Annotated in this window: 18 protein-coding genes; 12 read left to right on the plus strand and 6 right to left on the minus strand. The window is 42.5% G+C overall.

Features of this window, described 5'->3' with window-relative positions; all coding sequences use genetic code 11:
* The first annotated feature begins 53 nt into the window (after positions 1-53).
* The 4 genes from LP316_RS09780 to fadD all read left to right on the plus strand — a co-directional run bounded on the left by LP316_RS09780 (position 54) and on the right by fadD (position 3,763).
* Positions 54-425 (plus strand): hypothetical protein, encoded by a 372-nt coding sequence (locus tag LP316_RS09780; protein ID WP_193020805.1) that lies wholly within the window; start codon positions 54-56, stop codon positions 423-425.
* Positions 425-1,081: a M50 family metallopeptidase gene (locus tag LP316_RS09785; protein WP_193020806.1), complete on the plus strand. Its 657-nt coding sequence runs from the start codon at positions 425-427 to the stop codon at positions 1,079-1,081. Before LP316_RS09780 ends, LP316_RS09785 begins: the two co-directional genes overlap by 1 nt.
* An 18-nt stretch (positions 1,082-1,099) precedes the next feature.
* On the plus strand, positions 1,100-1,951 hold the full coding sequence (locus LP316_RS09790; RefSeq protein ID WP_193020807.1) for an alpha/beta fold hydrolase: 852 nt from the start codon (positions 1,100-1,102) through the stop codon (positions 1,949-1,951).
* 156 nt (positions 1,952-2,107) lie between these two features.
* Entirely contained in the window at positions 2,108-3,763 is a 1,656-nt protein-coding gene (gene fadD, locus LP316_RS09795; RefSeq protein WP_193020808.1) for a long-chain-fatty-acid--CoA ligase FadD, read from the plus strand.
* Between the two features lie 392 nt (positions 3,764-4,155).
* Here fadD and LP316_RS09800 read toward each other — a convergent pair whose 3' ends face one another.
* Positions 4,156-4,893, minus strand: a complete 738-nt coding sequence (locus LP316_RS09800) for a YciK family oxidoreductase (protein ID WP_193023871.1) — start codon at positions 4,891-4,893, stop codon at positions 4,156-4,158.
* Between the two features lie 261 nt (positions 4,894-5,154).
* Between LP316_RS09800 and LP316_RS09805 the strand changes: the two genes are divergently transcribed.
* The 3 genes from LP316_RS09805 to LP316_RS09815 all read left to right on the plus strand — a co-directional run bounded on the left by LP316_RS09805 (position 5,155) and on the right by LP316_RS09815 (position 9,398).
* Entirely contained in the window at positions 5,155-7,590 is a 2,436-nt protein-coding gene (locus tag LP316_RS09805; RefSeq protein ID WP_193020809.1) for a VolA/Pla-1 family phospholipase, read from the plus strand.
* Between the two features lie 129 nt (positions 7,591-7,719).
* Positions 7,720-8,748 (plus strand): protease SohB, encoded by a 1,029-nt coding sequence (sohB, locus tag LP316_RS09810; RefSeq protein WP_193020810.1) that lies wholly within the window; start codon positions 7,720-7,722, stop codon positions 8,746-8,748.
* Positions 8,749-8,750: 2 nt separating this feature from the next.
* A complete protein-coding gene (locus LP316_RS09815) occupies positions 8,751-9,398 on the plus strand; it encodes a thiopurine S-methyltransferase (RefSeq protein WP_193020811.1) in 648 nt (215 codons plus the stop codon).
* A 307-nt stretch (positions 9,399-9,705) separates the two neighbouring features.
* Here the strand turns inward: LP316_RS09815 and LP316_RS09820 are convergent, their stop codons facing one another.
* Positions 9,706-11,052 (minus strand): dicarboxylate/amino acid:cation symporter, encoded by a 1,347-nt coding sequence (locus tag LP316_RS09820; RefSeq protein WP_193020812.1) that lies wholly within the window; start codon positions 11,050-11,052, stop codon positions 9,706-9,708.
* A 158-nt stretch (positions 11,053-11,210) separates the two neighbouring features.
* On the opposite strand from LP316_RS09820, the gene LP316_RS09825 reads away from it, so the two are divergent.
* Positions 11,211-13,667, plus strand: a complete 2,457-nt coding sequence (locus tag LP316_RS09825) for a hypothetical protein (RefSeq protein ID WP_193020813.1) — start codon at positions 11,211-11,213, stop codon at positions 13,665-13,667.
* 691 nt (positions 13,668-14,358) lie between these two features.
* Here the strand turns inward: LP316_RS09825 and LP316_RS09830 are convergent.
* Positions 14,359-15,465 (minus strand): arginase family protein, encoded by a 1,107-nt coding sequence (locus tag LP316_RS09830; RefSeq protein ID WP_193020814.1) that lies wholly within the window; start codon positions 15,463-15,465, stop codon positions 14,359-14,361.
* Between the two features lie 353 nt (positions 15,466-15,818).
* Here LP316_RS09830 and topA point away from each other — a divergent pair, with 353 nt between their 5' ends.
* Complete coding sequence (gene topA, locus LP316_RS09835) at positions 15,819-18,491, plus strand: type I DNA topoisomerase (protein WP_193020815.1); 2,673 nt, start codon at positions 15,819-15,821, stop codon at positions 18,489-18,491.
* 90 nt (positions 18,492-18,581) lie between these two features.
* On the opposite strand, the gene LP316_RS09840 is transcribed toward topA, so the two are convergent.
* Both LP316_RS09840 and LP316_RS09845 read right to left on the minus strand, forming a co-directional pair.
* A complete protein-coding gene (locus tag LP316_RS09840; RefSeq protein WP_193020816.1) occupies positions 18,582-19,016 on the minus strand; it encodes a MarR family winged helix-turn-helix transcriptional regulator in 435 nt (144 codons plus the stop codon).
* A gap of 5 nt (positions 19,017-19,021) precedes the next feature.
* Positions 19,022-19,510 (minus strand): glutathione peroxidase, encoded by a 489-nt coding sequence (locus LP316_RS09845; RefSeq protein ID WP_413470676.1) that lies wholly within the window; start codon positions 19,508-19,510, stop codon positions 19,022-19,024.
* A 122-nt stretch (positions 19,511-19,632) separates the two neighbouring features.
* Here LP316_RS09845 and LP316_RS09850 point away from each other — a divergent pair, with 122 nt between their 5' ends.
* A complete protein-coding gene (locus LP316_RS09850; protein WP_193020818.1) occupies positions 19,633-20,496 on the plus strand; it encodes an NAD(P)-dependent oxidoreductase in 864 nt (287 codons plus the stop codon).
* 58 nt (positions 20,497-20,554) lie between these two features.
* Positions 20,555-21,442 (plus strand): substrate-binding periplasmic protein, encoded by an 888-nt coding sequence (locus LP316_RS09855; RefSeq protein WP_193020819.1) that lies wholly within the window; start codon positions 20,555-20,557, stop codon positions 21,440-21,442.
* An 84-nt stretch (positions 21,443-21,526) separates the two neighbouring features.
* On the opposite strand, the gene sbcB is transcribed toward LP316_RS09855, so the two are convergent.
* On the minus strand, positions 21,527-22,990 hold the full coding sequence (gene sbcB / locus LP316_RS09860; RefSeq protein ID WP_193020820.1) for an exodeoxyribonuclease I: 1,464 nt from the start codon (positions 22,988-22,990) through the stop codon (positions 21,527-21,529).
* A gap of 291 nt (positions 22,991-23,281) precedes the next feature.
* On the opposite strand from sbcB, the gene LP316_RS09865 reads away from it, so the two are divergent.
* On the plus strand, positions 23,282-23,581 hold the full coding sequence (locus LP316_RS09865) for a hypothetical protein (protein ID WP_193020821.1): 300 nt from the start codon (positions 23,282-23,284) through the stop codon (positions 23,579-23,581).
* Positions 23,582-23,701 lie beyond the last annotated feature (120 nt).

Consider the following 23,701-nt stretch of genomic DNA (forward strand, 5'->3'; position numbering starts at 1 on the left):
AAAAGATATTAAATAGATTTGTAGCCTATTGTTATCTTTGCTAAATTGAAGTCATGCAGATAAATTCATCAACTAATTCGACTGCCTTAGGGCAAGTGATTAATCCGAACCAAGGCGTTTCTCGCGAACAGGTTCGGGTTGAGCGTGCGCGTGAACAAAACGTTGAAACTAACGCTCGGCCGGCGCAACGTCTCGATGTTAATGAGCAGGCATTAGCCATTGTAGACGAGCAGCGCCAACAACAAGCACAGCAGCAAAACTTGCAGCAGGCTGTGGTACTGTCGAAGGATGATGAATATGGCAACACGGCGCGCGAACAAGTATCAAATAGTAATTTAACTGCTGTTTCAGCGTATCAAGGTGTAGAAAACCTTCAGCAACGCAGTGACATCGAACAGCTTTTTGGTGTTGACCTTTACGCCTAATGTCAGAAGCGCGTCAGTCTTTGTTTAGTAAATATCAATTTTATTGGCTACTCCTAGCCGCCGTTATTCTCCGTCAAATACCCATTGTATCGGTACCATTTAATTGGCTAGAAAGTTATTTTCACGAGTTAAGCCATGGCTTAGCCGCCATCCTTACCGGCGGACGGATCGTTCAAATCGAACTATTTACCAATGGTGCCGGCCTTTGTACTACACAAGGCGGTATTCGGTTTGTTGTGAGTTTTATGGGGTATTTGGGCGCAACCCTTTTCGGCATGTTAATTTATCAAGTCTCAGGTCAAACACTAGTAAAGGCAAAAGTCGTGTGTGGTGGGCTGATCTCACTACTGGTTATTACCTTGTTCTTGTGGACGCGAGATTTGTTAACTGCAGTTATTTTACTGATTTTAATAGGTTTGTTTTTGGCGAAATGGCAAATAAAACACACCTATTCATTAAACATATTATTGAAATTCACCGGAATCATTGTTTTATTAAACAGTGTTTATTCACCATTGTATTTAATTGATGGTCGCCACATGGGCGATGGTGCGACATTAGCCTCGCTAACCTTTATCCCCGAATTGATCTGGGTCGCACTATGGACAAGTTTAGGTCTGCTCGCTTTGTTTTATTTGGCGAAAAAAGCGACTTAGTCATGCGTAGTTATTGATATGTACGAAATTAAAATACCATTAGCACATCTCAATGTTGCAGCGATGTCTAATCAGCAACAGTTTGAGTCAAACAAAGCCAAAGTTATTTTTCTTCACGGGTGGCTCGATAACGCGGCAAGTTTCACTGATTTATTGCCAGCATTAGCTGATTACCACGTAGTGGCGATTGATTGGCCGGGGCACGGTTTATCTGATCACAAAAGCAAAGGCGCGTATTATCATTTTGTTGATTGGGTAGATGATCTCTATCAGATTATCCAAGCACTAGGCTGGTCAAGTTGCCATATTGTTGGCCATTCGATGGGGGGCATGATCGCTAGTGCTTTTTCTGCAGCCTTTCCCGAGTATGTTAGATCACTAACGCTCATTGATGCATTTGGCTTTATCACCGATGAAGCAAAAAATACCACCAAACAGATTCGCCAAGGCATAGAAAGTCGTTTTAAACAGCAACAAAAATCAACCAAGTATCATCCAAACTTATCGTCGGCAATTAAGGCGCGAGTAGCGGTATCTGACTTTTCGCTGAAAGAGGCTACACTGATAGTGGAGCGGGGTACTGAGCAAACAGAACAAGGCGTAGTTTGGCGCACAGACAGCCGGTTGAGAAATTTATCACCTTATCGCTTCACTCACGCTCAGGCACAACAATTAATGAGTGATTTAGCTGTTCCTGTACAACTTATCTATGGTGACAAAGGCATGGCTTTTGTCAGTAAAATGCTAGAGAAATTTCAAGGTGTAGTCAGCCAGATTACCATACACAAACTCGCTGGTGGTCATCATGTGCATATAGAGCAACCAGAAAAGACGACTGAACACATTTTGTCGTTTATTTCAGCACATTAACGTATTTTAGTAACAAAGTTCTGGGCTTTTGTCTCAAAGTGTGAAATTATGCGCAACTTTCGAGTAAAAACTCAGTGTAGAATTTAAGTGCTCAAACATAAAAACGTAAGAACGATAAATAATGAGCCCAACGAGTCGTATTAACAGGAGGAGAAAGTGGAAAAAATTTGGCTAGAGAAGAGTTATCCGCCGGGTGTGCCCCACGATATAAATCCAGATAAATATTCATCACTTGTTGAGATGTTTAACAAGTACGTTAGCATTTATGCGAACCGAACGGCATTCATTAACATGGGTGCGGAAATTAGCTACCAAGAATTGGAAGAGCAAGCAACTGCCTTTGCCGCGTATTTGCAACAAGATTTAGGCTTAGTTAAAGGTGATCGATTTGCCATCATGGTACCAAATACTTTGCAATACCCGATTGCTTTGTTTGGTGCGTTACTGGCTGGTTTAACCGTCGTTAATGTTAACCCGTTATACACCGCTCGTGAATTAAAACATCAACTTAATGATTCCGGCGCAAAAGCAATGCTAATCATTGAAAACTTTGGCGCAACCCTAGAAGAAGTTATCGCTGATACGCCTGTTGAACATGTCATTTTAACGTCGCTAGGCGATCGATTAGGTGCGGTAAAAGGCGGTATTGTTAACTTTGTTGTAAAACACGTGAAGAAAATGGTTCCTGCATTTCACTTGCCAAATACCATTCGTTTTAATCACGTCATCAAGGCTGGCTCGAAATTGCCTTACACGCCGGTATTGCTAACTGGTGACGATTTGGCGTTTTTACAATACACAGGCGGTACAACGGGTGTTTCTAAAGGTGCCATGTTAACGCACCGCAATATGGTCGCGAACCTTGAGCAAGCAAAGGCGATGATCAAAGAACTATTACTTGAAGGTGAAGAGTTGGTTGTAACAGCGTTGCCGCTTTACCATATCTTTGCGTTAACAGCGAACTGTTTAACCTTTATGACCATTGGTGGTACTAATTTGTTGATCACCAATCCGCGCGATATGCCTGCGTTTGTTAAAGAATTAGCAAAATATCCTTTTACGGCACTTACCGGTGTGAATACGCTATTTAATGGCTTACTCAATACGCCTGGCTTTAGTGACATTGACTTTAGTCGTTTAAAGCTTGCTTTAGGTGGCGGTATGGCAGTGCAAAAAGCTGTTGCTGACCGCTGGCAGCAAGTTACCAAAACGCGTTTATTGGAAGGATACGGCCTAACAGAATGTTCGCCGATGGTTTCAATGAGCCCGTATGATCAAGACGGTTACAATGGCACCATTGGTGTTCCAGCGCCTTCAACTGATATCAAGATTATGTTGGAAAATGGCGAAGAAGCACCGTTTGGCGAGCCAGGTGAAATGTGGGTGAAAGGCCCACAAGTGATGAAAGGCTATTACAACCGTGAAGATGCGACTAACGAAATCTTAAAAGATGGTTGGTTGGCAACCGGTGATATTGCTAAGTGCCATGAAAACGGTCACTTCTCAATAGTCGATCGCAAAAAAGACATGATCATTGTCTCTGGCTTTAATGTCTTCCCGAACGAAATTGAAGATGTCATCATGATGCATCCTGCTGTTGTTGAAGCTGCAGCCGTAGGTGTGCCACACGAGGTGAGTGGTGAAATTGTTAAAGTATTTGTTGTGGTTAATGACAAAAACGTTTCAGAGTTAGAGCTAATCAAACACTGCCGCGATAATTTAACGAACTACAAGGTACCCAAAATCATCGAGTTTAGAGATGAACTACCAAAAACCAATGTCGGTAAAATATTGCGCCGTGAATTGAGATAATGCATCACGCCTAGCACCTAAAAGGGTCAGACTAAAACGTCACAAATAATGTTCGACGTTTTAGTCTGACCCTTTTTGTTTGCTGCCTTAAATTATCAAAATTAGCGAATTGTTGTAAATAAAACGCTTTTCTCGTCATCTTAATTATGACAAAAGTAAAACGAGCCTCGAATTACACACCAGTCCCATTCGCAATAGATTAATTTTTCACTTCCATGTTTATTGCTGGGCGAGGCAGGGCGCCGAGGGAGATTAAAGAGGGAAACAGGCGCTTTTTCCCTCTTTAGTGCTGTCGCCACCGCGACAATATGATGAGAAAGGATATCTGATCTAGAAAGTATTTTACCTAAAAAGATAACCTCAGTTTTAACTAACCTTGTTGCTTTATTTCACTACTGAGCGTTAATGCGCTCGCCGTTAACTTCAATACTATCGTCAGACATTAAATAAACATACAGCGGCATGATTTCTTTAGGTGTCGCAATAGTGTCTTTGTCTTCAGCAGGGTAAGCACTAGTGCGCATTGGCGTATTCGTCGCCCCCGGATTTATTGCATTGCAACGCAAATTCGTACTGTCGTATTCATCAGCGATCACCTGCATCATGCCTTCAGTGGCAAATTTTGAAATACTATAAGCACCCCAAAATGCACGACCTTTATTACCTACACCTGAGGTAGTAAAAACCAATGAAGCGTTTTGTGCTAATCTGAATGCCGGCAGTAAGGCTTGAGCAAGTAAAAACTGAGCAGTAACGTTTACTTGCATAACATCATTCCAAATTTGCTCGTGAATAGTTTCAAACGGTGTCAGTTCACCTAACATTGAAGCATTGAGTAGGGCACCATCTAGGCGGCCAAATTGGCTGACAATAGTCGATGACATATCTTGGTAGTTTTTCTTCGTCGCACCCTTGAGATCGAGTGGGATAATTGCCGGCTCTGGTGAGCCTTGTGCGACAATTTCATCGTAAACACTTTCTAATTTCTCAACGGTTTTTCCCAATAATATAACCGTTGCGCCAAGGCTAGCGTAGGTCAGTGCGGCTTGCTTGCCTATACCGTCACCAGCACCTGTTACGAGTATGATTTTGTCTACTAAACTGTTTTCTTTGATTTGGTAATCGAACATAAATATCTGATCAGCGATGAATAAAACCGATATTTTAAACCTAAAGCCAAGCGCTGACGAGACAAAACTGCGCAATTTAGTCACTTATCTCTAAAATGTTATCAATTGATAAAAAAATCGCTAGCAGATTGCTAAATCTTAAGGTAATGTTAACTGGTCTAACTAGTTTGTTTTTGCTTATTTCAAATAAAAATATATTAAGCAATTTAGCAAACCAGTTAATTACAACAGTAATAAAAGACTAGTCCTTGGGGAGATATAATGAAAAAGCTAGTTCTTAGTATAGCGATCACCAGTGCGCTCGGTTTAGCCGGTTGTGGCGGTGATGAGACTATTTCGAGAGTTCAAGAAAATTTAGAAAATAACGGAACGACCGTTTTACCTGCCTCACGTGTTGTATTTGACCCATCAAATGGTGTCTTATCAATTCCAAATGATTTGCTTTTCTCTGGTACGGTAGATGGTACGTTGAACCTTCCGGTTGACGATCCAACAGATTTTGGCGATCCAACGGTAGCGCTGAGCGCGTTAGACGGTTGGTCAACAGTTAACCCTTTCACCATCGCAATTAATTTCCAAAGTGGTGTTAGCTTAGATGCAGACAGTGTAACACCGACATCGGTTCGCGTATTTGAAACTGTCATGGGTGGCCCTGTGCAAAACCCTGGTTTTGAAGATTGTGCAGCTGTACCACAAGGTGCTGCGTGTACGGTAGTGGGTGAATTACAATTCGGCGTTGATTTTGTGGCGCAAGCAAGCGGTGACAACATTGCGATTGTGCCAATCAAACCGTTAAAAGGAAAAACAAGCTACATTGTGGCGTTAACTAATGAGTTAACTGACAGCAATGGTAATGCTGTACTAGGCTCGCCAACTTACGAGCTGGTTAAGCAAGATTTAGCGACTAAGCCATTAGGTAGTGAAGCTCAGCGCAGTTTACAAGGCGTAGTAAACAGCTACGAGGCGGCAATTGGTCAAGCAGGTGCCGATACAGAAAACGTTATCTACACGATGGCGATGACCACACAATCAACGGTTGACGTGCTTGGTTCATTAAAAGCCTTGATGGCGCAACAGTTTGCAGCAGAAGCAGCGGCTATGGTGCCGCCGTCATTGTCGATTACCAATGTAATGGATACAACATTATCTGTGGCTGATGTGTTAGCTGGTCAAATTCCTCCTGAAGCTGTCCCTTTATACAGCTCAGCAAATTTATACTCAGCGACTATTAATCTACCATACTACTTAGGTACGCCTTCGGCTGAAAACCCAATGGCACCCGTAACTGATTGGTGGAAAGCATTATGTGATTCAGGTGCTATGTTAGCGGGTCTAGCTGCGCAAAACCCAGATGCTATCCCTGCTGATCCTGTTGATGCTATCGACGGTCAGTGTATGGCGATTTCACAAGCTAGCGGTTTACCAGCGCCAGGCTTGCGTAATCTCGGTATTGACGAGGAGCGCAACTTAACCAAATTTAACCCAGTACCAGCGCCAACAAGCACACAAACAGTATATATTCAGATGACAACACCTGATGTTACTGTTGCCAATATGGTGCGTGCAAGCCTAGGTTTACCGGCGATTTCAATGCCAGCAGCTGGTTGGCCGGTAGCGATTTTACAGCACGGTATTACCTCGAAGAAAGAAGATATGCTAGCGATTACTGGCGCACTCTCAATTCAAGGTATTGCAACGGTTGCGATTAACCATCCGTTACATGGTGACCCGGCATTAGGCGGTAGCCGTGGCTTTGATGTAAATCCTATGGTGCCAGGTGATGAAATCAACGCAACAACGGTTTCAGCAACGCATTACATGAACTTAGCAAGCCTATTAACCACGCGTGATAATTTACGTCAATCAGTGGTAGATACCTTAGGTTTACGCTTAGGCCTAAATACTTTACCGGGCTTTATTGATGGCTCTAACGTAACTTACTTAGGTCATTCATTAGGCGCGATCACAGGTACTAACTTTACGGCTTTAGCAAACGCACCACTTAATCCGCAAATTGATGCGTTATTTGCTGTTTCTGCCTCGTCGCTAGCGATGCCAGGTTCAGGTGTGGCTAACTTCTTATTAGAGTCGCCGTCATTTAGCGGCTTGATCAAAGCGAGTTTAACACTTGAGTTGTCTGAAGACTTTGCTGCATTAGTTGGTGCAACTTACCCAGACGGTCCATCAGAAGCAGAACTAGTGGGGTTATACACGCAGTTCTATGAAGCCTTAACTGCTGAGCAACAAGCTGAATTAGACGGTGGCTTTGCACAATTTACTTTTGCTGCGCAAACCGTAACAGATGCAGGTGACCCTGCAAACTATGCTGAATTGTTAGCTGCCACTCAAACGCCAATTCATTTAATTGAAGTTGTTGGTGACGGTGTGGACAACTTACCTGACCAAGTGATTCCAAATCGCGTATCAACTACACCAATTGGTGGTACTGAAGGCTTGATTATGTTGCTAGGCCTAGATAATGCTGGTGACAATATCACCGACTTACCTGCAGAAGTAGGCGGTGGTATGGGTGTTATGGGCTCTTCAGCAGTTCGCTTTACTGAAGGTTCACACTCGTCGGTATTAAGCCCTGCGTCAAGCCCTGCGGCAACGTCTGAAATGCAAACACAAGTGGCGACCTTCTTCGCAACGATGGGCGCATTATTCAAAGTGACCAACGAAGACGTGATTCAATAAGCAACTAATGCGAATTAATCGTTAATTAAGCCCTCTTTAAGAGGGCTTTTTTTTATCGCCTCATTTATTGAAATGTGTACAATGAGAGCCAATATCATTTGAAGAAAACAATAATATCCGGAGTACTCATTGGAATTTTTATATGAATATGGCTTGTTTTTAGCTAAAGCCATTACCTTTGTTATCGCATTTGCAGCGATTGTTATCACGATAACGGCGGCGGCAGTTAAGCAAAAACCCAAGAAAGGTGAATTAGATATCACCGATTTAAGCGAACACTTTGAAGAGGTAGAAGATGAAGTTATTCATCATTTACTGACTAAAGAAGAGTTAAAAGAAAAAGCCAAGCAAGACAAAAAAGCCGCTAAAGAAAAAAAGAAAGAACACAACACTGATGAAGAGAATAAATCTCGATTATTCGTTTTGGACTTTAACGGCAGTATTGATGCAAAAGAAGTGAGTGGCTTACGCGAAGAGGTAACGGCACTATTAACCGTAGCAACGCCACAAGACGAAGTATTTGTTCGCCTTGAAAGTGGTGGAGGAATGGTTCATGGCTATGGTTTAGCGGCCTCTCAACTTGATCGCATTCGTCAAAAAGATATACCACTTACGGTAGCCGTTGATAAAGTTGCCGCCAGTGGTGGTTATATGATGGCGTGTGTTGCAAATAAAATTTTATCGGCGCCTTTTGCCATTGTTGGCTCGATTGGTGTGATCGCACAAATACCTAACTTTAATAAGTTATTAAAGAAAAACGATATTGATTACGAACAACTCACAGCCGGTGAATTTAAGCGTACTTTAACCATGTTTGGTGAAAATACCGAAGCAGGTCGCGCTAAATTTATTGAAGAGCTCGAAGAAACGCATGTTTTGTTTAAAGACTTTGTCCGTGAACATCGCCCGAGTCTAGATATTGATAAAGTGGCTACCGGTGAGCATTGGTTTGGCACTAAAGCTAAGGAGCTTGGCCTGGTTGATGAGATCCAAACAAGTGACGACTACTTGTTAGATGCAAGTAAAACAAAACAAGTCATTGCAATTAAGTACGAGGTCAAAAAAGGTCTTGCTGAAAAATTCTCAAAAGCCGCTAGTTTGTCTTTTGAGACAATTTGGGGCAAATTATGGCAAAAAAATCAGCTTTATAAAGGTTAATTGTGGAAGCAAGTTTTTGGCATAACTGTTGGCAGAAAGACTCGATTGGCTTTCACCAAGATGAGTTGCACCCGTTTTTAACTCAGTACATACAACCGTTAATTGGTGCTCAAGACCATAAAGTGTTCGTACCTTTGTGCGGTAAATCACTTGATATGTTTTTTTGGGCTGAGCATATGCAAGTTGATGGGTGTGAGTTAAGTGAAATCGCGTGTCGAGACTTTTTTGAAGATCACAATATTGATTATCAAACACACTTAAAGCCGCCATTTGTTTGTTATAGCAAAGATGAAATAAGGCTCTATCAAGGCGATATTTTTGAACTTTCGCCAGAGATGTTAGGCAAAGTAGACTGGGTTTATGATCGCGCTGCGCTCATCGCCTTACCTAAGTCCTTGCAATTGCAATACGTTGATTATATCCGTAGCTTAGTTACCACAGGGGTTAAGCTTGCTTTGATAACGCTTGAGTTTCCGCCAGAAGAGTTATCAGGCCCGCCATTTCCTGTGTTTCAAGCTGATGTTAATCATTTGTTTGACGGCTTTAATATTGAATTAATAGGCGAGCGGGAGTTAACTAATAAACAATTTGCTCGACGGACGTTTGACGTCAGTTTTTTGCGTGAAAAGCTTTATTTGATTACTGTTTAATAATAAAAAGAGTCATATCTATTATATTGAGTCATACCTGCTTTATTGAGTGATACCCGAGTAGTCGGGTATCTCTCTTTTGAGTATCAAACCAAGAGATTCCGGCCTAAACCAACGCCGGAATGACGAACTAGGTCATGCCTTAGCAGTCCGGGCCTCACAGCAAAGCAGCCATACCCGAGTAATCGGGTATCTTACAGATAAAACGTCATACCCGAGTAGTCGGGTATCTCTTTAGGTCGCAGCCACAAAAAAAGGTCAACGTGTTACTGCGTTGACCTTTTTTGTGTAGGTTGACATCCCACTTCTAGGCTTTGCCGTCTTTCATATGGTGAAAGTCAATCTCTTCAATCTTCTGGCCGGCGTTTTCATCGTTGAAAACACTCTCATCAAGCTGGCCTTCTGTTTTCGCAACAACCATAGTCACCATTGAGTCACCTGTTACGTTAACCGCTGTACGTGTCATATCTAATAAACGGTCAACACCGATAATCAAACCTATACCTTCAACAGGTAAACCAACTTGGTTCAATACCATAGCGAGCATGATTAAACCGACACCCGGTACACCGGCAGTGCCGATAGAAGCTAGGGTTGCAGTTAAAATTACCATGAGGAAATCAGCAATGGTTAAATCAACATTAAAGACTTGGGCGATAAATACGGTCGCAACACCTTGCATAATTGCGGTGCCGTCCATGTTTATTGTTGCACCTAATGGCACGGTGAATGAGGCAATTGAGTTATTTGCGCCCATTTTCTTGGTGGTTGTTTCTAATGTTACCGGAATGGTCGCATTTGAGCTTGCCGTCGAAAAGGCAAAAATGGCCGTATCACGCATTTTGCGTAAGAACATGATTGGGTTTAAACCCGTTAATAGTTTTAATAAAACAGGGTAGGTAACCAGTGCATGAATAATCAATACACCCAATACCACCATAAAATAAGCGATCAAATTACTGATCGTGCTTAATGAAATGTCGGTGAATAGCTTAGCTAATAAACAAAATACGCCGTATGGAGCCAAGTTCATTAAAATGGTTACCAAGCGCATGATCACTTCATTTAAATCGACAAATAAGGCAGCGATGCGCTCGCCGGCTTTTCCCGATAACGCGGTAGCAATGCCAAAGAGTAGGGCAAAAACGATGACTTGAAGCATGTTACCTTGCGCAAACGCGGTAAAAGGGTTACTCGGGAACATTTGGATAATAACTTGGGCAAGTGAAGGCGCTTCTTTACTAGTAAATAAGGTGTCTGAGTCCATATTTACGCCTTCGCCTGGCGAAACTAATAGCGCTATTGAAATAGCAAAGGTAATTGCTAGGGCCGTGGTAATTAGATACAAACCTACCGCTTTACCACCAATGCGACCTAACTTAGCTGTGTCGTTTAGCGAGCAAGTACCGCACACTAAAGAAACAAACACCAAAGGTACAACGAGCATTTTCAAACTCGCAACAAATACTTGACCACCAATTTCAAAAACGCCATCGACAAAAAATGAGCGGAAAGAAAAGTCGAAAAAGTAGAGTGGAATGACGAAGTCGTTGCCGTCTGGCATCAGTAGTTGGAGGATAAAACCTACTAAAATGCCCAATCCCATACCGATGACAATTCGCGTTGTTAGATTTTTTGTTTTATTTTTAGTCATAACAAGAAGTAATTAGCTGAAAATCCCCAATAGCGTATCAGATTTTTAAGGATAAAAAACCTTAGAAGACGATGTTTGCTAATTTTGTCGTGACCTTACGGTGAATATTCGGTTAAGATGTTGTTGCTTATTATAATAATACTAGGGAGAGCCAGTATATGGAGCTACTTCGTCGCTTAAGTGTATTGCTTATGCTTGTTACGGTCGTCAGTTGTGGCGGTGGTGGTGATGGTCTGTCGAGAGACGGTAATGGAGGCGGAGATGACGGTGGTGGCAATAATAGCACCATTACAGTTTCGCTATCTAGCACAGACACCAACGTTACCGGACAAGCACCTATTACCGTCACTGCTACGGTACTTGAAAATTCTCAACCCAAAGAAGGTGAACTCGTTACGTTTACGACAACGTTAGGCGCGTTATCACCAACCTCAGGTACGGCTAGAACTAATGCTGACGGTGTCGCAGATATCGTCCTTACTGCTGGTTCTGTTCGTGGTGCAGGCGAAGTCACCGCTACATTGAATTCAGGCGAATCGGCAAGTTTAACATTCTCTACCCAAGGAGATGATATCGGCGTTGTTGGCGATATTAATATCTCTGTAGCGTTAGTCGATGCTCAAGGTAATCCTACCGATTCAATTACCGCTTCAAAACCTGCTAAAGCGATTGCTACCGTTAATGGTATTTCAGCGCCAGTAATCGTAACTTTTAATGCAAGTATTGGTGATTTACCTATTCCAACCGCCATTACTGATGCCAACAATCAAGCGTCGGTCGATTTATTTGCCGGTAACAGTTTAGGTGCCGGGACAATCACTGCCAGTATAGCGTCAGGTGAAAGTGGCCAAGAAATTTTCGTCATTGGCTCAACCAATGTATTAATGGGCAGTGGCGAGCCATTTGTTGAAGGTGTCGCAGCGATTGACCTAGCCGGTAGTTTATCTGCGGGTGGAACTGCGGTTATTTCCGTTAATATTATTGATGAAGAAGGCAACCCTTTTACTGAAGCGATTGACGTAAACTTTACTTCTGGTTGTGCTAGTTTGCCAACACCAACAGCGTTAATTAGCTCTCCGATTAATACGTCAAATGGTACGGCATCGACAACTTATTTAGCACAAGGTTGTGTTGGCGACGATACCATTAACGTTACAGCAAATGCTGGCGGAATAAACCTATCAGCAAGTGCGGTTATTAATGTGTTACCGGCTAATGTTGGTAGTATTGAGTTTGAATCGGCAACCCCTGAAAATATTTCTTTGTTAGGTACCGGTGCTTTAGGTGGCTCAGAAAGCGCAACTGTCGTGTTTAAGGTACTCGATACTAATGGCGATCCGGTAAATGGTCAGCAGGTTGATTTTAGCTTAAATACCGATGTTGGTAATGTATCAATTAGCCCAACGTCGGCAACAACTAATGCGCAAGGTCTAGTACAAACGGTAGTCAATTCAGGAACGGTAGCCACTACGGTACGTGTACAAGCTGTGATTGCGGGTAGTGATCCACAGATTACCTCACAATCGAGTTTACTGGTTGTTTCGACTGGTATTCCAGATCAAGATAGCTTTAGTTTATCTGCGGATGTGTTGAATCCCGAAGCGTGGATCATCGATGGTACTCAAGTGGTTGTAACAGCGCGCTTAGCTGATGCCTTTAATAACCCTGTGCCTGATGGTACTGCGGTTTCATTTACAACGGAAGGTGGTTCAATTGATCCGGCCTGTACCACGGTAAATGGTTCTTGTAGCGTAAATTGGTACAGTCAATTTCCGCGCCCAGAAGGCAAGGAGTTGGCAATCGAAGGGCGTACACCTGAAATCGTCAACACCATGGGGCAAAAATACGGTGGCCGCGCAACCATTTTAGCTACCGCAATCGGTGAAGAGTCATTCCCTGATTTAAATGGTAATGGTCGTTTTGATGCTTCTGAGCAAGCAGCCTTTACTGGCACCGATATCAGTGGTTTTGCCTATGACTTAAAAGAAGCTTTTGTCGATCACAACGAAGACGGTTTGTACAGCCCAGTAGAAGCAGGCGCGGAAACTGGTGGTGAAATAGAAACTTTTGTTGATTTTGATAATTCACAAGACTTTACAGTTAACGATGGCAAATATAATGGTGTTTTATGTGCGATTCCCGCTCATGATGGTTGTAGCACACAAAAGTCGATTAACGTGCGTAAATCCCTTGTTCTCGTCATGTCGGGTTCATCGGCAAACTTTGTTACCTTATCAACAACCGATGCGGTGGTTAAAACTATCGACGACGATAACGACCCTAATACACCTGAGGTTGCAAACCCCAACTATGACCCAAATGATGACACCGTTTACATCGCCGGTGAAAACGTGGGCTCTGCCAGTGTAATTATTGCCGACTTACACAATCAGCCAATGCCTGCCGGCAGTGAGGTGCGATTCAACGCAACAGTAGGGTCTGTTCAAGGTACTTCAAGCTTTACGTGGCCAAATGATAACCACAACGGTGGTGCTGCGTTTGGTGTATCAATTAAAGGTGAAAACGAACCTAAAACAGGTACGTTATTAATTGAGGTGGAAACACCAAGTGGCACAGTGACTACATACAACGCGATCACTATCGTGATTCAGTAGCAGCAAGCACCACAAGGAATAAAAGCGGAAGGTCGTTAATACCTTCCGCTTTTTTATTGGCTTAAATAAAAAGATACCCGACTACTCGGGTATGAGTCATGTTGTCGCGGTGTAATGCGAGTTCGTCATGCCGGCGTTGTTTTGGCCGGAATCTCTTGGATTGATAGTCAAAAGAGAGATACCCGACTACTCGGGTATGACGTCATGTTGTCGCGGTGTAATGCGAGTTAGTCATTCCGGCGTTGGTTTAGGCCGGAATCTCTTGGCTTGATAGTCAAAAGAGAGATACCCGACTGCTCGGGTATGACGTTCAATCTGTAAGATAGCCGATTGCTCGGGTATGACGCTAGTTCGTCATGCCGGCGTTGTTTTGGCCGGAATCTCTTGGTTTAATATTTAAAAGAGAGATACCCGACTACTCGGGTATGACCTTCAATCTGTAAGATAGCCGATTGCTCGGGTATGACGCTAGTTCGTCATTCCGGCGTTGGTTTAGGCCGGAATCTCTTGGTTTGATAGTCAAAAGAGAGATACCCGACTACTCGGGTATGACGTTCAATCTGTAAGATACCCGATTGCTCGGGTATGACGCTAGTTCGTCATTCCGGCGTTGTTTTAGGCCGGAATCTCTTGGTTTGATGCCTAAAAGAGAAATACCCGATTGCTCGGGTATGACTTATGTTAAAGCGAGTTACTTATTCATTGCCTTGATCATTAACGCCGACAAATCGCCCGCGACTTTAAAGGTTTTCGCTACCGCTTCTTGACCTCTGCCCGTACTATCGGTAAACGGTGCTAATTCCATCATGTCGGCACCAGTAATCGGATAGAGCTTTGCGAGCTCAGAAATGATCTTCTCAGCTTCGTCAGGATACAAACCGTCTGGCTCAGGCGTACCTGTTGCGGAAGCAAATTCTTGGTCGATGGCATCAATATCAAAACTAATGTATAGCTCATCAATTGCTTCAGGTGCTAATTGCGCTTTGATATTTTCGATAACGGCGTCAACGCCTTGCTCACGCACCTCGTGTGCCCAGTGCTGTTTAACACCAAAGGTTTCTTCCCAGTGTGATTTTGGTTTACCGCTTGAGCGAATACCCACCTGAATTAAGTGATGTGGTTCATGTAAATCATCAAGAATATGAGTACACCATGAGCCAAAGCACAAATCGATGCCTAAACGTTCGTGCAATAAATCGGTATGAGCATCAAAATGGATGATCGCTACGCGTTTGCCTTGTGCTTTTTTCGCCATTAAATAAGGCTTGGTCAGCGCATAACTAATTGAGTGATCACCGCCAATACCGAACACGCCTTTTTCCGGAAACTCGCGGTAAAACTCGTGCAATGTTTCTTCCGTAATGCTCAATGGGCTAACAGGTAAGTTGCTATTTTCATCTTGGTACAAAGCACGGCGGCAGTTGCTTAACGTCGCTTCATTCAAATATTTATCGTGCAATAAATGTGGGATAACGCGTACGTCACCTAAATCAAAGCTAGCAAGGTTTGGGTGTTGTTCTAATAATGTTGAGCGCAAGAATAGCGGCCCCCAGTTTGCACCGCGCAATATTCCACCGCCACAATCAGAGGCAACACCTAAAATTACCGTATTACACGCTGTCGGTAATTTGTCGAAAGATTGATGCCAGAGCTCATCAATATGCTGAGTTTGCCCAAATAAGCTGTAATGCAGCGCTTCTTTGCGCTCTTTAGCTGTGTTTACGGTAAAAACGCCATTGCCCGGCGGACAAAGCGTTTGCTTGATGTTGTCAAAAAATGCTGTTTTTGAGTCTGCCATAATAATCTCGAACTACTTGTTTTAGAGGAAAGCGCCCATACTTAGAGGTTTTAGTATTTATTATGTGCTATTTCACGGCTCGGCTTTGTATTAATTCAAAAAGCGGTTACCTTTTATAGCAAAGTCTATTATGATGTGGCGCCAAAAAATTGGGCGTCATTATATCTAAATTGATTTATTTGGGTAATATAAAAAAATTATTACTTGTCAGCATTGTTAATAATAGATATATCTAATAGTTATTTTAAAAAGCTTATTATAAGCGTTTTAATCATCATCGCCTCGCTCATCCATATTTAGTGCGATAAAAGATCGATAGGGGACTGCCCCTTAATTTAGGAATTTATATACGTATGGCAAAATCACTGGTTATCGTCGAGTCACCAGCAAAAGCTAAAACGATCAACAAATACTTAGGCAAAAACTTTGTTGTTAAGTCGAGTGTTGGTCATGTGCGTGATCTTCCGACGGGAAGTTCAGGCAAAAAAGTTGCAGCCAAATCTCCAGCAGAAGTGAGAAAAATGTCACCTGAAGCGAAGGCAAAGTACAAAGCAAAGCGTGACAAACAAGCCTTATTTAACCGCATGGGTATTAACCCTGAAAAAGATTGGCAAGCGGATTACCAAATACTGCCAGGTAAAGAGAAAGTTGTTACTGAATTAAAAAAACTGGCGCAAAACGCTGATACTATTTATCTCGCAACCGATTTGGATCGCGAGGGAGAAGCGATAGCATGGCATTTGAAAGAAATTATTGGTGCCGACGACGATAAGTACAAGCGTGTTGTTTTTAACGAAATTACGCAAAACGCGATTGAGCAAGCATTCTCTGAACCGGGAGAGTTAAGCATGCCGGGCGTAAATGCACAACAAGCGCGCCGCTTTTTAGATCGCGTTGTTGGCTTTATGGTAAGCCCGCTGCTTTGGAAAAAGCTCGCTCGCGGTTTATCGGCTGGCCGTGTTCAGTCAGTTGCTGTAAAACTCGTTGTTGAAAAAGAGCGTGAGATAAAAGCCTTTATCCCAGAAGAGTTTTGGGACATTCACGCGCAAACCCTAACGAGCGACAAAACAGCGTTAAAATTAGCGGTTACTCACGAATCGGGCAAAGCGTTTAAGCCAACCAATGAAGCACAAACGATGAGTGCGGTTAAAGCGCTTGAGAATGCCTCATACCAAGTCAGTAAGCGCGAAGATAAACCCTCAAAAAGTTCGCCTTCAGCACCATTTATTACCTCGACTTTACAGCAAGCGGCAAGCACGCGATTGGGGTATGGTGTTAAGCGTACTATGAGCTTAGCTCAGCGCTTATATGAAGCTGGCCACATTACCTATATGCGTACCGACTCAACCAACTTGAGTAAAGACGCAGTAGCTATGTGTCGCACTTATATTAGTGAAAACTTTGGTGATGATTATTTACCAGAGAAGGCGAAAGTATACGGTGCAAAATCAAATGCACAAGAGGCTCACGAAGCTATTCGTCCGTCCAATGTGAAATTAGAGGCTGCGCTATTAACAGATATGGACGCTGACTGTAAGCGTTTATACGAGCTTATTTGGCGCCAATTTGTCGCTTGTCAGATGACGGCAGCGCGCTACGATGTTTCAACGCTAACGGTATCAGCTGGCGACTTTGATCTTAAAGCCAAAGGCCGTGTGATGAAGTTTGACGGTTGGACGCGTGTTCACCCGCAATTATCAAAATCAGATAAAGACACGCATTTACCCGATTTACAAGTTGGCGATAGTTTGTCATTGGTTGAATTAGAGCCGGCCCAACACTTCACCAAACCACCTGCGCGTTACGGTGAAGCTTCACTTGTTAAAGAGTTAGAAAAACGCTCGATTGGTCGCCCATCAACCTACGCATCAATTATTTCAACGATTCAAGACAGAGGTTATGTTCGCCTAGAGAACAAACGTTTTTACGCTGAAAAAATGGGTGAAATCGTAACCGATAGCTTATCGGCAAGCTTTGAAAACTTAATGAGCTACGACTTTACCGCCAATATGGAAAGCGAGCTTGATGCAATCGCCGGTGGTAATAGCGACTGGAAAGCAGTATTAAATGAGTTTTACAAAAACTTCACTGGATTATTAGAAAAAGCGGATAAACCGGTTGAAGAAGGCGGTATGCCGAGTAATGAAGTGGTACTCACCGATATTGACTGCCCAACCTGTGGCAGAAAAATGGGTATTCGCACCGCATCAACTGGCGTATTCTTAGGTTGCTCTGGCTATGCGCTGCCACCAAAGGAGCGCTGTACTACTACGATGAACCTAACGCCAGGTGAAGAAGCGGTAAGTGTATTAGCAGAAGATCAAGAAACTGAAGCCTTACGTGCGATGCATCGTTGCCCTAAGTGTTCAACAGCGATGGATAGCTATCTGATTGATGAAAAACGCAAGTTACACGTATGTGGTAATAACCCACAATGTGACGGCGTAGAGTTAGAGTCGGGTGAGTTTAAGATCAAAGGTTATGACGGGCCAATTATCGAGTGTGATAAGTGTAGTTCAGACATGGAACTTAAATCGGGTCGCTTCGGTAAATACTTTGGTTGTACTAACAGTGAATGTAAAAATACTCGTAAACTATTAGCCAATGGTGAAGCTGCGCCACCAAAAGAAGATCCGGTGCAACTACCAGAATTGCCATGTGAAAAATCAGAAGCGCACTTTGTTTTGCGCGATGGTGCAGCAGGCATATTCTTAGCGGCGAGCACATTCCCTAAATCTCGTGAAACCCGTGCGCCCAAAGTGGCTGAGCTGGCTCGCTTTAGGGATCGCATTTCACCTAAGTTCTATTATTTAGCCGATGCACCAGCCAAAGATCCTGATGGCAATGAAGCTATTGTTCGCTATAGCCGTAAAACCAAAGAGCAGTACGTAATGACAGAGGTTGACGGTAAGGCCACTGGATGGACGGCCAAATATATTGACGGCAAATGGGTTGAAGAGGCCAAAGCAAAAGCTAAACCTAAGGCTAAGGCGAAAGCCAAGCCAAAAGCCAAAGCGAAAAAATAACGAAAAAAGCTCAACAATGTTGAGCTTTTTTATTTGCGCAATACTATTCCTTCAAGCCTTCAAGCCTTCAAGCCTTCAAGCCTTCAAGCCTTAAGTTTGCGTCGTTGCAATGAGCTTGTCTAACAAAGAGGTCAGTTGACTAAATTCAGTCTCAGAAAGCCCTGTTTGGCTAAATAAGCTTATCGGGATATCAAGTGCTTTACTTTCTAGTGAAGCGCCAAATTCAGTCAAGCCGATAGCAACACTGCGCTCATCTTCCTCGCTGCGAATACGATCAATTAACCCTTGGCTTTGCATGCGCTTTAACAATGGCGAAAGCGTGCCAGAGTCAAGCTCTAGCTTTTTACCTAACGCTTTTACACTCATTGTATTTGGCGCTTCTTGCCAAAGCACCAGCATGACCAAGTATTGCGGATAGGTTAAGCCTAGCCCCTTTAACAGCGGAGCATACATTTTGGTCATCCGCTTATTGAGCCTATATAGGCGAAAGCAAAGCTGATTTTCTAAACGTAATTGTTCAGCCATATAACTTACTTAGCTAATTCAGCTTTAATATCTGCTTCTATGTCTTGAGGTTTAGTCGTTGGCGCATAACGTTTTACCACGTTACCGTTTTTGCCAATTAAAAACTTAGTAAAATTCCACTTAATCTTTTGCGTACCTAAAATACCCGGTGCTTCGGCTTTAAGGTGCTTAAATAGTGGGTGAGTGTTGTCACCATTTACGTCAATTTTGGCAAATAGTGGAAATGAAATATTAAAGTTGAGATCGCAAAATGATTTAATTTCTTCGTTGGAGCCTTTCTCTTGCTTACCAAATTGATTACACGGAAAGGCTAACACTGCTAAACCTTGATCCTGGTATTGGCTGTAGAGCTTTTGTAAGCCTTCGTATTGCGGAGTAAAACCACAAGCACTTGCCGTGTTAACGACTAAAACTACTTTACCTTGGAATGATGACATTTCAACCTTGTCACCTTTAAAGTCTGTTGCATCGAATTGATAAAAGTTACTCATAATTTTTCTCCAATAATTTAATGATAGTGATAGTAGTGCAAAATTAAATTGTGCGCAACCTAATTTTGTGGGTGAGATAAAAAATGCTTTTCGATAGAATGCAAAAAAGCATTAAGGAGTAATAGATGAAAGTTGCATTCATTGGTTTAGGCGTCATGGGGTATCCGATGGCGGGGCATCTACAAAATGCCGGGCATCAAACTTGTGTTTATAATCGCAGTAGTGAAAAAGCAAGTAAGTGGCAGACACAGTTTGGTGGTAAGGTTGGCGATACGCCAAAAGCCGCGGCACAAGATTGTGATATTGTGTTTTGCTGTGTTGGTAATGATGATGATGTGCGAAGTGTGGTATATGGGGATGATGGTATTTTAGCAGGCCTTAAAGCCGGTGCTATTTTAGTTGATCACACCACCGCATCGGCTGAGCTTGCTAAAGAATTAGCTCAAGCATGTGCTAAACAAAGTTGTGGTTTTATTGATGCGCCGGTTAGTGGTGGCCAAGCTGGCGCAGAAAACGGCGTACTTACCGTTATGTGTGGTGGCGAGCAAGCGCACTTCGATAAAGTCGCACCAGTGATGGATGCATACGCGCGCTTTACCCAATTAATGGGCGATGTTGGGGCAGGTCAGCTAGCCAAAATGGTTAATCAAATTTGTATTGCAGGTGTAGTACAAGGTTTGGCTGAAGGTTTTAACTTTGCTGAAAAAGTCGGCTTAGATCCAGATAAGCTCGTCGAAACTATTGCAAAAGGTGCTGCAGGTTCATGGCAAATGGAAAATCGCTATAAAACCATGTTTGCTGGTGAATATGATTTTGGTTTTGCTGTCGACTGGATGCGCAAAGACTTAGCTATTGCCTTTGAGCAAGCTAAACAACACAACGTAGAGCTGCCTATGACGACTATGGTCGATGGTTTTTATCAAGAAGTTCAAGCTATGGGTGGAAACCGTTGGGACACTTCAAGCTTGATTGCTCGCTTTAAAAAATAAAATTCAACCCAATGATTAAAAAAGCCTCTATACTTGTTGAGACTTGTAGAGGCTTTTTATGACATTGAAACGTAATGTATCTACGTTTGTTGTATGCGTACTACTATGTTGTGCGCCAATAAATGTTGCTTATGGACAAGCCCAACAAACTTCTGAACAACAGTTATCGCCGATTGAGCTTGTGATCCCCGGACCGCTTGATGGCAATGCTGTGCGCAATCCTTTTATTGAAGACTTACTTAAATTGGTGTTCAAGCAAGAGGGTTATAATCTATCTCTTGTTTATTTTAAACGTCAATATACCCAAGGCAGGGCATTGAGAGAACTGGAGCACGGCAGTGATATTGATCTGAATTGGTCGACAACATCGATTGAACGAGAACAGCACCTTCGGGCAATTCGCTTTCCACTCTACAGAGGGTTAATTGGTTGGCGCGTCGCGCTTATTCGCCAAGGTGATGATGAGCAGTTTGCTAGAGTAACAACACTTGATGACCTTAAACAGTATTTAGCTGTACAGCGCTTTGACTGGACTGATTTTGACGTTTTTAAAGAGAACGATTTGCCAATAGAAGGTAACTTTACTTTCGCGACCATGTCTAAGGCAGTACGTACAGGTTTGGTTGATTACTTTCCACGCTCTGTTTTAGAAATAGGTAATGAAATTAAACATCCGCGAAATAATGAATTAGCTATCGAGCAGACACTGCTATTCAAATACCCTGCAGCCTATTATTTCTTTGTTAATAAAAAAGACGAAGCGCTAGCTCAAACGGTTGAATCTGGTTTGATTAAAGCCTTTAAAAATGGCAGTTATCAAATATTGTTCAATCGCCATTTTGGTGAAAGCTTGGCGTTACTAAATTTAGATAGTCGCAAGATAATTCACTTAACCAACTCAACGTTTCCCGATGAAGAAACCGTTGAGCGTTTCTGGTATAAGTAGTGGTATAAGTAATAGATTTTGATGTCAGAGTTCGCTAACTCTGACCCCGATTTATTATTTGAACTAAACAGATCAAGTTAAGAATTATTCAGTAATATAGTGATATAGCGCTTTTAATATCGCCATTTTATGCTCATTACTCTCGTGCTCGTAGGCTAAGTTTTCCAGCTTTAACATAAACTCTTCGGCGCTCAATAGTCCTTTACCGCCAAGTTGTATCTTATCTTTACAATAAAGCTGCCATTGCTGTTTTTCTGTTTCGTTGAGCAAATGTGGGTAATTACGCGCTCGATACTTAAAGAGCATGGGTGATAATCGAGGATCGGTAAATTCAAATTGATAACTTGCTAATTGTTCAACGGGTAATTGGTGTAATAACGCCATTTGCGCTTTATCGCTATCGTTGAAAAACGCGCCTGAATAGAGCGCATGCTCAGGATCGATATCTGCATCTGACTGGTAACTACTCGTAAATACTTCAGTCATCGTTTCTCGAAGTTCAGGGTGTTGTTTAAGCTTCGCCAAATTAGCTAAACAAGCTTCGCGATCAATACCAAGGCGCGCTGCGTTTTCGGGTAACAATGTTTTGGCCGGAGCGACAACAGGGCACTTATTAATGTGAATAAGTTTTACAGGAATCGGTAACTCATCTTCAGCTAAATCTTTATATGAGGTATACAAACGCGCTTTAATTTGCTCAGCATCGAGCTCAAATATTGGCGAAATATCTTTTGCTAAATCAACACAAACTACGGCATTTTTATTGGTTGGATGATAACTAATGGGTGCAAACCAGCTAGTGCAGCCCTGAGCTGATGGTATTTTACTGGTGGTGTGAACAACCGGCGTCATACTGTAAACATCAAGAAGTTCAGCAACCGCTTTCTTATTGCGCAAACTAAATAAGAAATTATATAGCTTAGGTTGTTTTTCTTTGATTAGCTTTGCCATGGCAATGGTAGCGTATACATCTGACATTGCATCATGTGCCTCCTCATGACTAATAGCATTGGCAGCAGTTAATAATTCTAAACGAAAGCTAACAATACCATCTTCGTTTTCTGGCCAATTAATACCTTCTGGGCGAAGGGCATAACAGGCCCTAACCATATCAATGATATCCCAGCGACTGTTGCCATTTTGCCACTCACGCGCGTAGGGATCGTAGAAGTTGCGATAAAGCAGATACCGCGTGACTTCATCGTCAAAGCGAATGTTGTTATAACCGGCGACACAAGTATTGGGCGCAGAGAAAAGCGCGTGGATACGATCGGCAAATTCAGCCTCTGGTAGTCCTTCTTTTAATGCTTTTTGTGGGGTAATCCCAGTAACAAGCGCAGCTTCAGGATGCGGCAAATAATCGGCTGGTGGTTGGCAATAAAACACTTCGGGCTCGCCAATAATGTTTAAATCAAGATCGGTTCGAATAGCGGCAAACTGAGATGGTTTATCGTACTTTGGCGATACGCCCCAAGTCTCATAATCGTGCCATAAAATCGTAGGTTGGCCGTTAAAATTGTCGGTATTATTGCTTTGAGTGACAGTCATTATATGTTGCGTGTATCTTTTTATTTTGATGCTCTGCCTGTAATAGAAACAGGTAATTTAGCTTAGTGCTTTGCATGATAAACGCTTTGTGCTTTGAAATCGAGAATCACAGGTTGTTACTGAGCTTTTATTAATCATTAAGTAGTTATTGTGATGAATTTGTTACTAAAATATATGGGTTGTTTAAAGAGACAGGATTAAAGATTTTCAGCAGTTAGATGATAGGGTTTAACACCTGAGCTAGCTTAAATGTGTTTTGACTGTTTAATTTTTGGCATTAGGAGAAAGAATTTGAATAGTAAACTCTATAACTGTCATTGGGGCTTCAAATGTGACAAGACCTGGGAGTCGTTAACTAACACTGACGATCCTAAGGTGAAGTATTGCACTAATTGTAAACGCAATGTTCATAAAATCGAAAATGAAGCCGAGTTACATTATCAAATTAACCTAAATCGCTGTCTTTATTTTAGTGGTTTATTCGTTGATCACAAAAAAGATTATAAATACCCTGTTGATAGTAATATCAGTGACCAAATGTACGTTGGTGAAGTCCGTGCTGACTATGTTATCGCCCCTAAAAAAGACTAGCGTGAGGTTGATTAAAACCAGCCCCAATACTAGGCTTTAGTTAGCGTCCATAGTATTAAATCACGAATTTTTATGCGCATTGAATTACGTCAATTCGTATGAGTGATGGAGTTATTAAAC

This window comes from Thalassotalea sp. LPB0316 (assembly GCF_014898095.1).
GTDB lineage: Bacteria > Pseudomonadota > Gammaproteobacteria > Enterobacterales > Alteromonadaceae > Thalassotalea_G.

Excerpts from the sequence above, each read along its gene's own strand:
- LP316_RS09780 (WP_193020805.1), top strand. The coding sequence starts at position 54 with ATGCAGATAAATTCATCAACTAATTCGACTGCCTTAGGGCAAGTGATT.
- LP316_RS09785 (WP_193020806.1), top strand. The coding sequence starts at position 425 with ATGTCAGAAGCGCGTCAGTCTTTGTTTAGTAAATATCAATTTTATTGG.
- LP316_RS09790 (WP_193020807.1), top strand. The coding sequence starts at position 1,100 with ATGTACGAAATTAAAATACCATTAGCACATCTCAATGTTGCAGCGATG.
- LP316_RS09800 (WP_193023871.1), bottom strand. The coding sequence starts at position 4,893 with ATGTTCGATTACCAAATCAAAGAAAACAGTTTAGTAGACAAAATCATA.
- LP316_RS09805 (WP_193020809.1), top strand. The coding sequence starts at position 5,155 with ATGAAAAAGCTAGTTCTTAGTATAGCGATCACCAGTGCGCTCGGTTTA.
- LP316_RS09820 (WP_193020812.1), bottom strand. The coding sequence starts at position 11,052 with ATGACTAAAAATAAAACAAAAAATCTAACAACGCGAATTGTCATCGGT.
- LP316_RS09825 (WP_193020813.1), top strand. The coding sequence starts at position 11,211 with ATGGAGCTACTTCGTCGCTTAAGTGTATTGCTTATGCTTGTTACGGTC.
- LP316_RS09830 (WP_193020814.1), bottom strand. The coding sequence starts at position 15,465 with ATGGCAGACTCAAAAACAGCATTTTTTGACAACATCAAGCAAACGCTT.
- topA (WP_193020815.1), top strand. The coding sequence starts at position 15,819 with ATGGCAAAATCACTGGTTATCGTCGAGTCACCAGCAAAAGCTAAAACG.
- LP316_RS09840 (WP_193020816.1), bottom strand. The coding sequence starts at position 19,016 with ATGGCTGAACAATTACGTTTAGAAAATCAGCTTTGCTTTCGCCTATAT.
- LP316_RS09850 (WP_193020818.1), top strand. The coding sequence starts at position 19,633 with ATGAAAGTTGCATTCATTGGTTTAGGCGTCATGGGGTATCCGATGGCG.
- LP316_RS09855 (WP_193020819.1), top strand. The coding sequence starts at position 20,555 with ATGACATTGAAACGTAATGTATCTACGTTTGTTGTATGCGTACTACTA.
- sbcB (WP_193020820.1), bottom strand. The coding sequence starts at position 22,990 with ATGACTGTCACTCAAAGCAATAATACCGACAATTTTAACGGCCAACCT.